13 protein-coding genes are annotated in these 12,533 nt (G+C 69.9%); 4 read left to right on the plus strand and 9 right to left on the minus strand.

From position 1 onward, the window contains the following. Positions 1–66 precede the first annotated feature (66 nt). The 3 genes from moeB to NNZ72_RS19685 form a co-directional block, all read right to left on the minus strand. Entirely contained in the window at positions 67–831 is a 765-nt protein-coding gene (gene moeB / locus NNZ72_RS19675; protein ID WP_257317250.1) for a molybdopterin-synthase adenylyltransferase MoeB, read from the minus strand. Beyond that, the gene (gene recF, locus NNZ72_RS19680) at positions 828–1,952 is read right to left on the minus strand and encodes a DNA replication/repair protein RecF (RefSeq protein WP_380705367.1); all 1,125 of its coding nucleotides are present in this window, start codon (positions 1,950–1,952) and stop codon (positions 828–830) included. The genes moeB and recF overlap by 4 nt, the downstream gene beginning before the upstream one ends. Before the next feature lie 123 nt (positions 1,953–2,075). Continuing rightward, a complete protein-coding gene (locus tag NNZ72_RS19685) occupies positions 2,076–2,252 on the minus strand; it encodes a hypothetical protein (protein ID WP_257317251.1) in 177 nt (58 codons plus the stop codon). 247 nt (positions 2,253–2,499) lie between these two features. On the opposite strand from NNZ72_RS19685, the gene NNZ72_RS19690 reads away from it, so the two are divergent. Then, positions 2,500–3,168 carry an HAD-IA family hydrolase gene (locus NNZ72_RS19690; protein WP_257317252.1) on the plus strand — a complete coding sequence of 223 codons (669 nt, stop codon included), beginning with the start codon at positions 2,500–2,502 and terminating at the stop codon, positions 3,166–3,168. On the opposite strand, the gene mbfA is transcribed toward NNZ72_RS19690, so the two are convergent. After that, complete coding sequence (gene mbfA, locus NNZ72_RS19695) at positions 3,169–4,152, minus strand: iron exporter MbfA (RefSeq protein WP_257317253.1); 984 nt, start codon at positions 4,150–4,152, stop codon at positions 3,169–3,171. A gap of 200 nt (positions 4,153–4,352) precedes the next feature. On the opposite strand from mbfA, the gene NNZ72_RS19700 reads away from it, so the two are divergent. After that, positions 4,353–5,123, plus strand: a complete 771-nt coding sequence (locus NNZ72_RS19700) for a C40 family peptidase (RefSeq protein ID WP_257317326.1) — start codon at positions 4,353–4,355, stop codon at positions 5,121–5,123. Between the two features lie 225 nt (positions 5,124–5,348). On the opposite strand, the gene NNZ72_RS19705 is transcribed toward NNZ72_RS19700, so the two are convergent. The 5 genes from NNZ72_RS19705 to NNZ72_RS19725 all read right to left on the minus strand — a co-directional run bounded on the left by NNZ72_RS19705 (position 5,349) and on the right by NNZ72_RS19725 (position 9,247). Then, a complete protein-coding gene (locus NNZ72_RS19705; protein WP_257317254.1) occupies positions 5,349–6,011 on the minus strand; it encodes a YiaD family glycine zipper/OmpA-like lipoprotein in 663 nt (220 codons plus the stop codon). A 69-nt stretch (positions 6,012–6,080) separates the two neighbouring features. Beyond that, the gene (locus NNZ72_RS19710) at positions 6,081–6,956 is read right to left on the minus strand and encodes an EamA family transporter (RefSeq protein WP_257317255.1); all 876 of its coding nucleotides are present in this window, start codon (positions 6,954–6,956) and stop codon (positions 6,081–6,083) included. Positions 6,957–7,045: 89 nt separating this feature from the next. Beyond that, the gene (locus tag NNZ72_RS19715; RefSeq protein ID WP_257317256.1) at positions 7,046–8,071 is read right to left on the minus strand and encodes a histone deacetylase family protein; all 1,026 of its coding nucleotides are present in this window, start codon (positions 8,069–8,071) and stop codon (positions 7,046–7,048) included. 60 nt (positions 8,072–8,131) lie between these two features. Next, the gene (locus NNZ72_RS19720; protein ID WP_257317258.1) at positions 8,132–8,650 is read right to left on the minus strand and encodes a GNAT family N-acetyltransferase; all 519 of its coding nucleotides are present in this window, start codon (positions 8,648–8,650) and stop codon (positions 8,132–8,134) included. Positions 8,651–8,659: 9 nt separating this feature from the next. Next, positions 8,660–9,247, minus strand: coding sequence for a helix-turn-helix domain-containing protein (locus tag NNZ72_RS19725; RefSeq protein ID WP_257317327.1), 588 nt, complete (start codon positions 9,245–9,247; stop codon positions 8,660–8,662). Between the two features lie 140 nt (positions 9,248–9,387). Here NNZ72_RS19725 and NNZ72_RS19730 point away from each other — a divergent pair, with 140 nt between their 5' ends. Together NNZ72_RS19730 and lepA are read left to right on the plus strand one after the other, a co-directional pair. Next, entirely contained in the window at positions 9,388–10,641 is a 1,254-nt protein-coding gene (locus NNZ72_RS19730; RefSeq protein WP_257317259.1) for an MFS transporter, read from the plus strand. 61 nt (positions 10,642–10,702) lie between these two features. Beyond that, positions 10,703–12,532, plus strand: a complete 1,830-nt coding sequence (gene lepA / locus NNZ72_RS19735) for a translation elongation factor 4 (protein ID WP_257317260.1) — start codon at positions 10,703–10,705, stop codon at positions 12,530–12,532. The last annotated feature ends 1 nt before the right edge of the window (position 12,533 follow it).

Genomic DNA, 12,533 nt, shown 5'->3' on the forward strand with positions numbered 1-12,533 from the left:
GGGTTTCCATCCGCCACCGCAAAGGGAAATACAGACCCTTTCGCGGTGAAAGGGAAGTTACAAGGGTTAGGGTGAGGGGCGCCGCCGCCCGTATCGCACCGTCTCGAACCGCGCGGCGAGCCCGTCGTAGAGCAGCAGACGCCCGACGAGCGGCTCGCCGGCGCCGGTCAGGAGCTTGATCGCCTCCATCGCCATCAGCGTGCCGATGACGCCCGTCAGCGCGCCGACGATGCCGGCTTCCGCGCAGGCCGGCACGACGCCCGGCGGCGGGGGGGCGGGGAAGAGGTCGCGGTAGCCGGGGTTCCGGCGCCCGTCCGGCCCGGCCTCGTAGGGTTTCAGCACCGTCAGCGAGCCGTCGAAGCGGCCGACGGCGCCGCTGACGAGCGGCACGCGCGCCGCCTCCGCCGCGTCCGCCGCCGCATAGCGCGTGTCGAAATTGTCCGAGCCGTCGACCAGCAGGTCGAAGCCGGCAAGCAGGGCCGCGGCGTTCCCCGGCGTGAAGCGCGTGACGAAGGCGTCGACGCGCACATGCGGATTGAGCCGCCCGACGGCGGCGGCGGCGCTCTCCGCCTTGGCCGCGCCGACGACGGCGGTGTCGTGGATCACCTGGCGCTGCAGGTTGGAGAGCGAGACCGTGTCGTCGTCGACGAGGCCGAGCCGGCCGACGCCGGCGGCGGCGAGATACTGGATCACCGGCGCGCCGAGGCCGCCCGCGCCGATGACGAGCACGCCCGCCCGCTTCAGCCGCTGCTGCCCCGCCCCGCCGATCTCGGCGAGCACGATGTGGCGGCGGTAGCGTTCGATCTCGTCCGGCCCGAGCCTGTCCGTCATGGCGCGATGCTCCCGTCGGCGACGGTGAGGAACTGCGCCCGCTCGCCGAGCGCGGCAAACATGGCACGATCCGTGCCGGTCATGAAGGCCTGGCCGCCGAGCCCGTCGACCCGGTCGAACAGGGCGGCGCGGCGGCTTTCGTCCAGATGGGCGGCGATCTCGTCGAGCAGCAGCACGGGCGCATGGCCGGTCATGCCGGCGACGAGGCCGGCATGCGCGAGCACGAGGCCGACGAGCAGCGCCTTCTGCTCGCCGGTCGAGCAGCGCTCGGCCTCCATGTCCTTCTCGCGGTGGCGGATGAGGAGATCGGCGCGGTGCGGCCCGTCGAGCGTGCGGCCGGCGGCGGCGTCGCGATGGCGGCCCTCGCGCAGGAGGGCGAGATAGGTCTCCTCGATCTCGTAGGCCGGCCGCTGCCATTCCGCGTCGAGGAAGCCGGACAGCCGGAGCGTGGCCGAGGGGAACGGCCCGTCGTCGCGCGCCGCTTCCACGAGGCCGGAAAGCAGCCCCACCAGTTCATGGCGGGCGTGCGCCATGGCGATGCCGAGGGCGGCCATCTGGCTTTCCAGCGCGGAGAGCCAGGCGGGATCGGGCCGCGGCTCGGAGAGGAGCCGGTTGCGGCCGCGCATCGCCTTCTCGAAATCGGCGGCGCGGCGGCCGTGCTCGGGATCGAGCGACAGCACCAGCCGATCGAGGAAGCGGCGGCGGTCGGCGGAGGGGCCGGTGAAGAGCCCGTCCATCGCCGGCGTCAGCCAGAGCACGCGCAGGTGATCGAGCAGCTCGTCGACCGTGCGCGCCGGCGTGCCGTTGATGCGCAGGCGCCGCGACTGGCCCTCGTCGCCGCCCTCCGTGCCGGTGCCGATGTCGACCTCGCCGGCCATGCCGTCGACGGTGGCGAAGACGGAGAAGCCGCCCGAGGCGCCCGCGCGCGGCACGTCGCCATAGGCGGCGCGGCGCAGGCCCCGGCCGGGCGAGAGGAAGGAGACGGCTTCCATGAGGTTGGTCTTGCCCGCGCCGTTCTGGCCGGTCAGCACCACGTGCCGGCCGTCGAGCGCCAGCGACAAGGCCGCGTAGTTGCGGAAGTCGGTGAGCTTGAGGCGGGAAAGGGAGACCTTGTGCGGCATTGCGTGTCCGGATCGTTCGGCAAGAGAGCTATGCCGCAAGCCCCGCGATTGCAAGCCTGCCGGGCGGCGAAAGGCCCGGACGCAGGGAACATCCGGGCCTTCGCGGGAGGTCGGGGGCGGTGCTTACCGGCAGATGCGGACCTTCTTGACGACGAGGTTGCCGTAATAGTCGTAGGACTTCACCTTCTTGACGAAGCAGTGCTGCTGGTAGCCGTAGCTGTAGTAGCCGGCCTGCGAGGGCGCGGCGAAGGAAACGGCGGCAACGAGGGCGACGGCGGCGGAAACGACGATCTTGCGCATGGGGTCTCTCCTGATCTCTCCTGAAGGACGAGCCTCTCTCGTCCAGTGACCGGACTGTCCCATATCGGCCGGGCCGACGCTGTTTCGCGAGGAACAGGCCTCCGCGGACGTGGCTTCGCCCCTCACCCTGGCCCTCTTCCCGCTTTCGGAGACGGTGCGGGCAGGCCGCATCCGCGGTTTCCCTTCCCGGCCGTTTTGCTGTAGGGCAAGGCGCGACCTCCCCTGACAGAACGCAAGGACCCCTCGTTTGCTTTCCCGTTCCCGCCTTTTCGACAAGAGCTTCTCCGCCTTCCTCTTCGACATGGACGGCACCGTCATCAACTCGATCCCCGCGACCGAGCGGGTGTGGAGCGCCTGGGCGCGCCGCCACGGCCTCGATGTCGCGACCTTTCTGCCGACCATGCACGGCGTGCGCGGCATCGACACGATCCGCCGCCTGGCGCTGCCGGGCGTCGACGCGGAGGCCGAGGCGCGCGAGATCGAGCGGGCCGAGATCGAGGACGTGGACGGCATCGTCCCCATTCCGGGCGCGCCGCGTTTCCTCGCCGCGCTGCCGGCCGACCGCTGGGGCATCGTCACCTCCGCGCCCATCGCGCTGGCGAGGCGCCGGCTTGCCGCCGCCGGCCTACCGCTGCCGCGGGTGATCGTCACCGCCGAGGACGTGGAGAAGGGCAAGCCCGCGCCGGACGGCTACCTGCTCGGGGCCGAACGCCTCGGCTTCCCGGCGGCCGACTGCCTCGTCTTCGAGGACGTGCCGGCGGGCATCCTCGCCGGCGAGAGCGCGGGCGCGAGCGTCGTCGTCATGACCGCGACCCACGCCCACGAGATCCAGACCGGCCACCCGACGCTTCCCGGCTACGAGGGCGTCGAGGCGGAGGTAGGCGCGGACGGCCGGCTGTCGCTGCTTCGGGCCTGATCAGGCGTTGCCGATCAGGATGCCGGCGGCGAGCACCAGGCCGCCGCCGAGCACCACCTGCAGGACCGCCCGGAAGAAGGGCGTCTCCATGTAGCGGTTCTGGATGAAGGCGATCGCCCACAGTTCCAGGAACACGACCGCCACGGCGATCGCCGTCGCCGTGAAGAAATTCGGGATGAGATAGGGCAGCGCGTGGCCGAGGCCGCCGAGCGCCGTCATGATGCCGGAGGCGAGCCCCCGCTTCACCGGCGAGCCGCGGCCGGAGAGCTTGCCGTCGTCGTGGGCGGCCTCCGTGAAGCCCATCGAGATGCCCGCCCCGACCGAGGCCGAGAGGCCGACGAGGAAGGTCTGCCAGGTGTCCTGCGTGGCGAAGGCGGCGGCGAAGATCGGCGCGAGCGTCGAGACGGAGCCGTCCATCAGCCCGGCGAGCCCCGGCTGCACATAGGTCAGCACGAACTGCCGGCGCGCCGTCAGGTCCTCTTCCGTCCTCACGTCGGCGGGCGTGTGCGTCTCGCCGAGCCGGCGGGCGAGCGATTCGTGCGATTTCTCCGCCAGCGCCAGGTCGCCGAGGAGCTTGCGCGTCGCCGCGTCGCGCGTGCGGGCGGCGGCTGTGAGATAGAAGCGGTGGGCGGCCTCCTCCATCGCCTCGGCCTCGGCGCGGATCGTCTCCAGCGGCAGGTTGGCGACCAGCCAGTCGGGCTTGCGCTCGGGAAAGTCGCTGACGTGCTCGCGCCGCACCAGCGGGATGCGGTCGCCGAAACGGGCGACATGGCGGTCGATCAGCATCTGCCGGTGATGGCTCTCCTCCTCGGCCATCTCCTCGAAGACGCGCGCCGAATGGGGATAGGCCTCGCGCAACTGGTCGGCATAGGCGAGATAGATGCGGCCGTCGTCCTCTTCCGAGGAGATGGCGAGCGCCAGGATTTCCTGCTCGCTCAGCGATTCGAGCGCGCGCTTGTGCGGATGGAGGAGACGCGAGAGCATGGCGGGATTCCAGTTTAGAACTATTCTAAATATAGGACCGGGCCCGTGCCGGTCAAGCTCGACACCCGCGCCTCTCCCCGGCTAAAGTCAAGCCGCCACCATCGCGGCCACCAAGGCCGTCACAGGGAACCCGCCGGAGATCGTTCTTGTCATCGACGTTCAAGCTGCTTACGGACACCGGGGACACGCTCCTCGACCGGATGGGACGCGCGCTCGCCGGCCGCCTGCAGGCGCAGACCTCGGGCTACGAGCCCTATACGCCGTCCGACCCGGAGACGCTGGCGCGCACGCTGCGGCCCGGCGACGTGCTGCTGGTGGAGGGCAACCAGCAGGTCTCGGCGGCGATCAAGTACCTTACCCAGTCGACCTGGTCGCATGCGGCCCTCTTCGTCGGCGAGGCGGTGCCGCTGACCTTCGAGCAGGCGGCGCTGCCGGCGACGGAGCGGCCGCAGCTCGTGGAGGTCAATCTCGGGGAAGGGTGCGTCGCCGTGCCGCTGTCGAAGTACCGCACCTACAACACGCGCATCTGCCGGCCGATCGGGCTGACGCCCGACGACCGCGACACGCTGATCTCCTACATGGTCTCGCGGCTGGGGCTGCGCTACGACCTGAAGAACGTCCTCGACATGCTGCGTTATTTCCTGCCGACGCCGCCGGTGCCGGTGCGCTGGCGCCGCCGCCTGATCGCCTTCGGCTCGGGTGACCCGACGCGGGCGATCTGCTCGACGCTGATCGCCGCCGCCTTCGAGGCGATCCGCTATCCGATCCTGCCGCAGGTGACGCGCGCGCCCGGCCACGCGGCGGCGGCCTCGACCTATTCGCGCGAGGAGATCCTGCACATCCGCCACCACTCGCTCTACACGCCGCGCGACTTCGACCTCTCGCCCTATTTCGAGATCGTCAAGCCGACGCTGAAATACGGCTTCGACTACAAGCGGCTGGAATGGGCGGCGGACCGGGAGGGGCCGTGAGGCGGCCTGCCCGTCATGCCCGCTTCCGCCGCGAGAGGAGAGCGTGGGGAAACCGGCCCGCCCATCGCTCCTCGCGCCCCGCTTGCGGGGAGAGGATGCCGGCAGGCAGGTGAGGGGCCGCGCCGTCGATCAGGAGCGGTCGCTCCTCATCCCGCTGCCGCGACCTCTCCCCGCCAGCGGGGAGAAGGGGCAGGACGCACGCGCGTGATCCCGGATGGGTGAACCTCACCCCTTGAGCGGCGAGATCGCGATCTCGACGCGGCGGTTCTGGGCGCGGCCGGCCTCGGTGGCGTTCGAGGCGACCGGGCGGTCCATGCCGTAGCCGACCGCCGACATGCGGCGCGGATCGACGCCGGTCGAGGCGAGATAGTTGGCGACCGAGCCGGCGCGGCGCTCCGAGAGCGCCAGGTTGTACTGCGCGTTGCCGACGGAATCGGTGTGGCCGTCGACGTCGATCAGCGTCTTGTCGAACTTGCGCAGCACGATCGCCACCGCGTCGAGCGTGCGGTAGAAAGCCGGGATCACCTGGTCCTGGTCGGTGGCGAAGGTGATGTTCGACGGCATGTTGAGGACGATGCGGTCGCCGACGCGCGTGACCGAGACGCCCGAGCCCTGCAGCTGGGCGCGCAACTCGGCTTCCTGGTTGTCCATGTAGTTGCCGATGGCGCCGCCGGCGAGCGCGCCGACGCCCGCGCCGATCAGCGCGGCGTTGCGGCGCTGCACCGGGTTGTTGCCGACGAGCAGGCCGGTCGCCGCGCCGAGGCCGGCACCGATCAGCGCGCCGCCCGCCGTGTTCGACATCTTCTGCTCGCCCGTATAGGGGTCGGTGGTCGTGCAGGCGGAGAGAAAGATCGCCGCCGTCGCGACGATCGCGCATTTCTTGTACATGGAGATGCCCCCGAAGTGTTCCGTTGATTCTGCATCAACCTATCGATTGCGGCGGAATCAGGAAAGGCCCTAGGATTGGCCACTGCCGGCGGACGTGACGCCGGCGCTCGCGGCCACCACCAGCGCCGTGCCGAGCATCTGCCACGGCGTCATCGGCTGGGCGAGCACGAGGAAGCCGGCGATGGCGCCGAAGGCCGGCTCCAGGCTCATCAGGATGCCGAAGGCGGCGATCGGCATGCGGCGGAGCGCGATCATCTCCAGCGCATAGGGAAAGAGCGGCACGAGGATCGCCAGCCCCAGCATCATGCCGAGCCCCTCCGGGCTCATCGCCTCCGGCGCCCGCCACAGGCCGAAGGGGGCGGCGGCGATGGCGGCGACGATCAGCGACATGGAGAGGCCTTCCAGGCCCTTGAACAGCCGGCCGGATGAGCGCATCAGCACGATATAGGTGCCCCAGCCGACCGCCGCGCCGCAGGCGAAGAGGACGCCGACGGGATCGCCGATCCAGCCCTCGCCGTCATGCGAGAGCAGCATCACGCCGACGAGCGCCGCCGCCGGCCAGACGAGCCGCCAGCCCGCGCCGATCCCGAAGGTGGCGACGGCGAGCGGCCCGAGGAAATCGATGGCGACGGCGAGCCCGAGCGGGATGCGCTCGATCGCCGCGAAGAAGGAGAGCGTCATGCCGGCCATGGTGGTGCCGAGCATCGCCGCGCTCAGCCATTGCCGCCGGTCGTAGCGCAGCACCCTGGGGCGCACGATCGCGGCGAGGATCGCCGCGGCGATGGCGACCCTGAGGAAGGTCGTGGCGGCGGGGCCGAATTCGGCGATGGCCGTCGCCGAGAAGGCCGAGCCGAACTGCACGCTCGACATGGAAAGCAGGCACAGCACGACGCCCGCGAGAAGCCCCGTCCTGTCCCCGTCCGCCGTCATCTGCCGGTCCGTCATGCGCGGTCCTCCCCGCGCCCGGTCTATCGGAGGCGCCGACGTTCGACAAATCGATAATCGTGACGGCCGGCTTCAATAAAATTGACGCTTCAGCCGGAAATGCCCCTCAGAACGTTGGCGACGTTGAGGCCGATCTCCGGCACGCCGTAGCCGCCCTCCATGCAGACGAGCACCGGCACGCCGCTTTCGCGGATCTTCCGCCCCATGGCGAGGAAATCCGGCGAGGTGAGCCTGAAGAAGGAGATCGGGTCCTTCTCGAACGTGTCGACGCCGAGCGAGACGACGATGACCTCGGCGCCGAAGCCGGCAATGCGGGCGAGCGCGTCGTCGAGCGCGGCGCCCCAGACCGACCAGGGCGTGCCGGGCGGCATCGGATAGTTCTGCGTGGCGCCCGTGCCCGCGCCCTTGCCGGTCTCCTCCGCATAGCCGAGGAAATGCGGGAAGGCCTCCGCCGGGTCGCCGTGCAGCGAGGCGAAGAAGACGTCGCCGCGTTCGTAGAAGATGTCCTGCGTGCCGTTGCCGTGGTGGAAGTCGACGTCGAGGATCGCGACCTTCTTCGCCCCCTTGTCGAGGAAGCGCTGCGCGGCGACGGCGGCGTTGTTGATGAAGCAGTAGCCGCCGAAGGCGTCGATCGCCGCGTGGTGGCCGGGCGGGCGGCAGAGCGCGAAGGCGGCCTTCTCGCCGCCGGCGACGATGTCGGCCGCCGTCAGCGCCGAGCGCATGGAGGAGAGCGCCGCCTCCCAGGTGCCGGGCGAGATCGCCGTCTCGGCGGCGTTGCAATAATAGCCGAGCTGGCCCTCGATATGGGTCGGGATGCGCGGCGAGGTGCGGCGCACGGGGAAGGCGGTGGCGATCGCCTCGCCGCGGTAGCCTTCCTTCGACCAGCGCGCCCAGGCCGTCTCCAGGAAAGAGAGGAAGCCGGCGTCGTGCACCTTCAGCGCCGTCTCCAGCCCGTAGTCCGCAGGCGCCGACACGTCGGTAAAGCCGGCGTCCTTGACGGCGGCGAGGATCCATTCGGCGCGGAACGGCGCCTCGAAGGGCGCCACCAGCTCGCCGCCGAAGAGCTCCGTGCGGGCGTTCCTGAGCTTGTGGTCCTCGGAAAAGATGACGCGCATGACGGCCTCCCTCGCGCTTTTGCGCGCGACGTTAGCCCCGGCGTCACGGGGAAGGCAAGCCTAGCCGAGCTTCTTGTAGAAGAAGGTGGTCGCGCAGAGGTGTCCGTCCGGATAGAGCGCATAGTCGGGGATCACGCCGGCGCGCTGCCAGCCGAGGCGCTCGTAGACGCTCTCGGCCGGGCTGCCGGTCGCCGTGTCGAGGACCAGCACCGTCTTGCCGCGCCGCGCGGCCTCCTCCTCCGCCGCCGCCATCAGCGCCCGGGCGATGCCGCCGCCGCGGGCGTTCCGCATCACCAGCAGCTTCTTCACGTCCGCCCGGTGCGGCTGGTTCGGCATCTGGCGGATGCCGACCTGCACCGTGCCGACGATGCGCCCGTCGCGCTCGGCGGCGAAGAGCAGCGTCGCGCCCTCGCCGACCGCCGCCGCCACGTCCGCGAAGAAGGGCAGCGCATCCTCGACGCCGTAGGGCGCCAGGAAGCCGACCGAGGCGCCGTCCGCCACGCAGTCGGCCAGCACCGCGGCGAGCTCGCCGAGGCGGGCGCGGGTTTCGGTTTCGTCGAGCAGGCGGATGTCGTGCATGGTCTTGCCTCAGCTGCGGCCGCGGTCGAGCACCACGGCATAATGCGCGGGCTCCGGGCCGGGATTCTCGAAGACGTGGCCCTCGGTGATGCTCATGTAGAGGCAGTCGCCGGGCTCCAGTTCGTGGACGGTGTCGCGGACCGTCAGGCGCAGCCGGCCGGAGAACAGCCAGACATGCTGCGTCATGCCCGCCTTCGCCGTCTCCGGCGGATAGGCGATGCGGGCGCCGGCCGGAAACTCCACCTCGACCAGATCGACGCGCGAGCCGGTGTCCGGGGCCGAGACCGCACGGCGCTGGTAGCCCGTCTCCGGGTCGCGCCAGACCGTCTGCCGGGCGCGGCGCGAGAGCGGCGACGGCGGCGAGCCCTCCTCCGCGGCAAAGGCGAAGAAGGCCGAGAGCGTCAGGTCGAGCGCGGCGCAGAGCCGCGACAGGAGCTGCGCGGTCGGGCTCGCCTCGCCGCGCTCGATGCGCGAGATCATCGCCCGGCTGACGCCGGAGGCGGCGGCGAGGCCGTCGAGCGTCTCGCCGCGGGCGGTGCGGAGCTGGCGGACGCGCTCGCCGATCGCGCTTTCGAGGGGGGCATCGTCTTGTTCCATTATCATGGAATACTTTTCCTATATAGTGGAGTCAACGCCGCGCCGGCCCTGCCGAAAAATAATTTTCGCCGTGCCGCTCCGACGACACCGCGGCGGACCTTTGCCCGCTATGGTGGCGGCGAATCGGGGAGGAGCGACGGATGGCAGGACAGGCGGCAGGACGGGCGTCGTCCCTCTTTTCGATCACGGCCCTGGTCGTCTCGATGACCTTCGTCGCCGTCGGCAACGGGCTGATGCTCGCCTACGTGCCCTTCGTGCTGACGACCGCCGGGGCGCCCGGCTGGGCTGCGGGCGCCGCCGTCACGGCGATCGCCTTCGGCGGGCTGATCGGCTGCGTCATCGCCGGCCCGGTCATCCGCCGCGTCGGCCACGCGCGCGCCTTCTCCTGCTCGATGGCGCTGGTGTTGATCGCCGCCGTGCTCGTCGCGCTCGGCTTCAACCCGCTGCTCTGGGTTTTCGCGCGCGGGCTCTACGGGGTGGCCGGCAACGCCAATTTCATCATCGCCCAGAGCTGGCTGAACCATGCCAGCGACAACCGCTGGCGCGGCAGGGCGATGTCGTTCTTCTACATGGCCTATGTGCTCGGCCTCGGGCTCGGCGCCTGGATCTTCGGCCGCATGCCGGCCGACGGCAACCTCGCGCCGCTCGTCACCATCCTGATGACGACGCTGGCACTCCTGCCGATCGGCCTCACGCGCCTGCCGAATCCGCCCGCACCCGCCCGCGTCAGCGTCGATTTCAGGATGGCCTGGCGCAACTCGCCGGTGGCGCTGATCGGCGTGCTGGCGGCCGGCGGCCTGTCGATGGTGGTGCAGGGCTTCACGCCGATCTACGCCGCGACGGCGGGCGTCGGCCAGGCCGACGTGGCGCTTTTGATGTTCGTGATGCAGTTCGGCCTGCTTTTCGTGCAATATCCGCTCGGCACGCTCTCCGACCGCATCGACCGGCGCATCGTGCTGATCGTCACCTGCCTGATGATCGCGGGCGCCGCCGTCGCCGCCCTCTTCGTCACCTTCCAGGCCTTCCTGCTGCTGATGCTCGTCTTCGCGCTCTGGGCGGGCGCCGTCGAGAGCGTCTATTCGATCGCCAACGCGCATGCCAACGACCGCACGGACCCCGAGGACTTCGTGCCGCTCGCCTCGACGCTGCTCGTCGCCTGGTCGGCCGCCGCCACGCTCGTGCCGCTCGCCGTGACGGCGCTGACGCCCGCCTTCGGCCCGCAGACCTTCATCTACGCCGTCGTCGCCGTGGCGATCGCCTATGCCGGCTTCGTCGCCCACCGCCTGCGCCACCGCGAGACCGTGCCGCCGGAGGCGCGCGAGACGTTCGAGATCAGGAGCGCGCAGGTTCCCAATGCCGGCGCGCTGGTCGAGGGCGAACCGCCTCGGGAATAGCGGCTTCGATGGTGAAGGAACCGTTGATTTACCGCTTTGCGGGCGCAAGGCCCGCTGCTATATGGCGCGCATGAGCACCAATTCGACGCCCCTCGACCACATCCGCAACTTCTCGATCGTCGCGCATATCGACCACGGCAAGTCGACGCTCGCCGACCGGCTGATCCAGTCCTGCGGGGGGCTGGCCGAGCGCGAGATGAGCGAGCAGGTGCTCGACAACATGGAGATCGAGCGCGAGCGCGGCATCACCATCAAGGCCCAGACCGTGCGCCTGCACTACAAGGCGAACGACGGCGAGACCTACGTGCTGAACCTCATCGACACGCCCGGCCACGTCGACTTCGCCTACGAGGTCTCCCGCTCGCTCTCGGCCTGCGAGGGCTCGCTGCTGGTGGTCGACGCGTCCCAGGGCGTGGAGGCGCAGACGCTCGCCAACGTCTACCAGGCGATCGACAACAACCACGAGCTCGTCACCGTCCTCAACAAGATCGACCTGCCGGCCGCCGAGCCCGAGCGCATCAAGGAACAGATCGAGGAGGTAATCGGCATCGACGCCTCCGACGCCGTGCTGATCTCCGCCAAGACCGGCCTCGGCATTCCCGACGTGCTGGAGGCGATCGTCAAGCGCCTGCCCGCGCCGAAGAGCGAGGGCGGCGAGACCGCGCCGCTGAAGGCGCTGCTGGTCGATTCGTGGTACGACACCTATCTCGGCGTCATGGTGCTGGTGCGCGTCATCGAGGGCCGGCTCACCAAGGGCCAGGTCATCCGCATGATGGGCACGGACGCCAAATATTCCGTCGAGCGCGTCGGCGTGCTGACGCCGAAGATGGTGGCGATGGACAGTCTCGGCCCCGGCGAGATCGGCTTCATCACCGCCTCGATCAAGGAAGTGGCCGACACCCGCGTCGGCGACACGATCACCGAGGACAGGCGCCCGACGGCGAAGGCCCTGCCGGGCTTCAAGCCGGCACAGCCGGTGGTGTTCTGCGGCCTCTTCCCGGTCGATGCGGCCGACTTCGAGGAGCTGCGCTCGGCGATGGGCAAGCTGCGCCTCAACGACGCCTCGTTCTCGTTCGAGATGGAATCGTCCGCCGCCCTCGGCTTCGGCTTCCGCTGCGGCTTCCTCGGCCTGCTCCACCTGGAGATCATCCAGGAGCGCCTGTCGCGCGAGTTCGACCTCGACCTGATCGCCACGGCGCCTTCGGTCGTCTACCAGCTCACCATGACGGACGGCACCGAGAAGGAGCTGCACAACCCGGCCGACATGCCGGACGTCGTCAAGATCGCCGAGTTCCGCGAGCCGTGGATCAAGGCGACGATCATGACGCCGGACGACTATCTCGGCGGCATCCTGAAACTCTGCCAGGACCGGCGCGGCATCCAGACCGAGCTCACCTATGTCGGCAACCGCGCGATGCTGACCTACGAGCTGCCGCTGAACGAGGTGGTCTTCGACTTCTACGACCGGCTGAAGTCGATCTCCAAGGGCTACGCCTCCTTCGACTACAACCTCTCCGGCTACCGCGAGAGCGATCTCGTCAAGATGTCGATCCTCGTCAATGCCGAGCCGGTCGATGCGCTTTCCATGCTGGTCCACCGCTCGGCGGCGGAGAAGCGCGGCCGCGTCATGTGCGAGAAGCTGAAGGACCTGATCCCGCAGCACATGTTCCAGATCCCGATCCAGGCGGCGATCGGCGGGCGCATCATCGCCCGCGAGACGGTGCGCGCGCTGCGCAAGGACGTGACGGCGAAATGCTACGGCGGCGACGCCACCCGCAAGCGCAAGCTCCTGGAGAAGCAGAAGGAAGGCAAGAAGCGCATGCGCCAGTTCGGCAAGGTGGAGATCCCGCAGGAGGCCTTCATCGCCGCGCTGAAGATGGGCGACGAGTAAG

Origin of the sequence: Shinella pollutisoli (genome assembly GCF_024609765.1) — a bacterium.
GTDB classification, from domain to species: domain Bacteria; phylum Pseudomonadota; class Alphaproteobacteria; order Rhizobiales; family Rhizobiaceae; genus Shinella; species Shinella pollutisoli.

What these genes read in the sequence shown, in the direction of transcription:
- moeB (WP_257317250.1), bottom strand. Translation starts at nt 831, where the DNA reads ATGACGGACAGGCTCGGGCCGGACGAGATCGAACGCTACCGCCGCCAC.
- recF (WP_380705367.1), bottom strand. Translation starts at nt 1,952, where the DNA reads ATGCCGCACAAGGTCTCCCTTTCCCGCCTCAAGCTCACCGACTTCCGC.
- NNZ72_RS19685 (WP_257317251.1), bottom strand. Translation starts at nt 2,252, where the DNA reads ATGCGCAAGATCGTCGTTTCCGCCGCCGTCGCCCTCGTTGCCGCCGTT.
- mbfA (WP_257317253.1), bottom strand. Translation starts at nt 4,152, where the DNA reads ATGCTCTCGCGTCTCCTCCATCCGCACAAGCGCGCGCTCGAATCGCTG.
- NNZ72_RS19700 (WP_257317326.1), top strand. Translation starts at nt 4,353, where the DNA reads ATGGGACGCGCGCTCGCCGGCCGCCTGCAGGCGCAGACCTCGGGCTAC.
- NNZ72_RS19705 (WP_257317254.1), bottom strand. Translation starts at nt 6,011, where the DNA reads ATGTACAAGAAATGCGCGATCGTCGCGACGGCGGCGATCTTTCTCTCC.
- NNZ72_RS19710 (WP_257317255.1), bottom strand. Translation starts at nt 6,956, where the DNA reads ATGACGGACCGGCAGATGACGGCGGACGGGGACAGGACGGGGCTTCTC.
- NNZ72_RS19715 (WP_257317256.1), bottom strand. Translation starts at nt 8,071, where the DNA reads ATGCGCGTCATCTTTTCCGAGGACCACAAGCTCAGGAACGCCCGCACG.
- NNZ72_RS19720 (WP_257317258.1), bottom strand. Translation starts at nt 8,650, where the DNA reads ATGCACGACATCCGCCTGCTCGACGAAACCGAAACCCGCGCCCGCCTC.
- NNZ72_RS19725 (WP_257317327.1), bottom strand. Translation starts at nt 9,247, where the DNA reads ATGGAACAAGACGATGCCCCCCTCGAAAGCGCGATCGGCGAGCGCGTC.
- NNZ72_RS19730 (WP_257317259.1), top strand. Translation starts at nt 9,388, where the DNA reads ATGGCAGGACAGGCGGCAGGACGGGCGTCGTCCCTCTTTTCGATCACG.
- lepA (WP_257317260.1), top strand. Translation starts at nt 10,703, where the DNA reads ATGGCGCGCATGAGCACCAATTCGACGCCCCTCGACCACATCCGCAAC.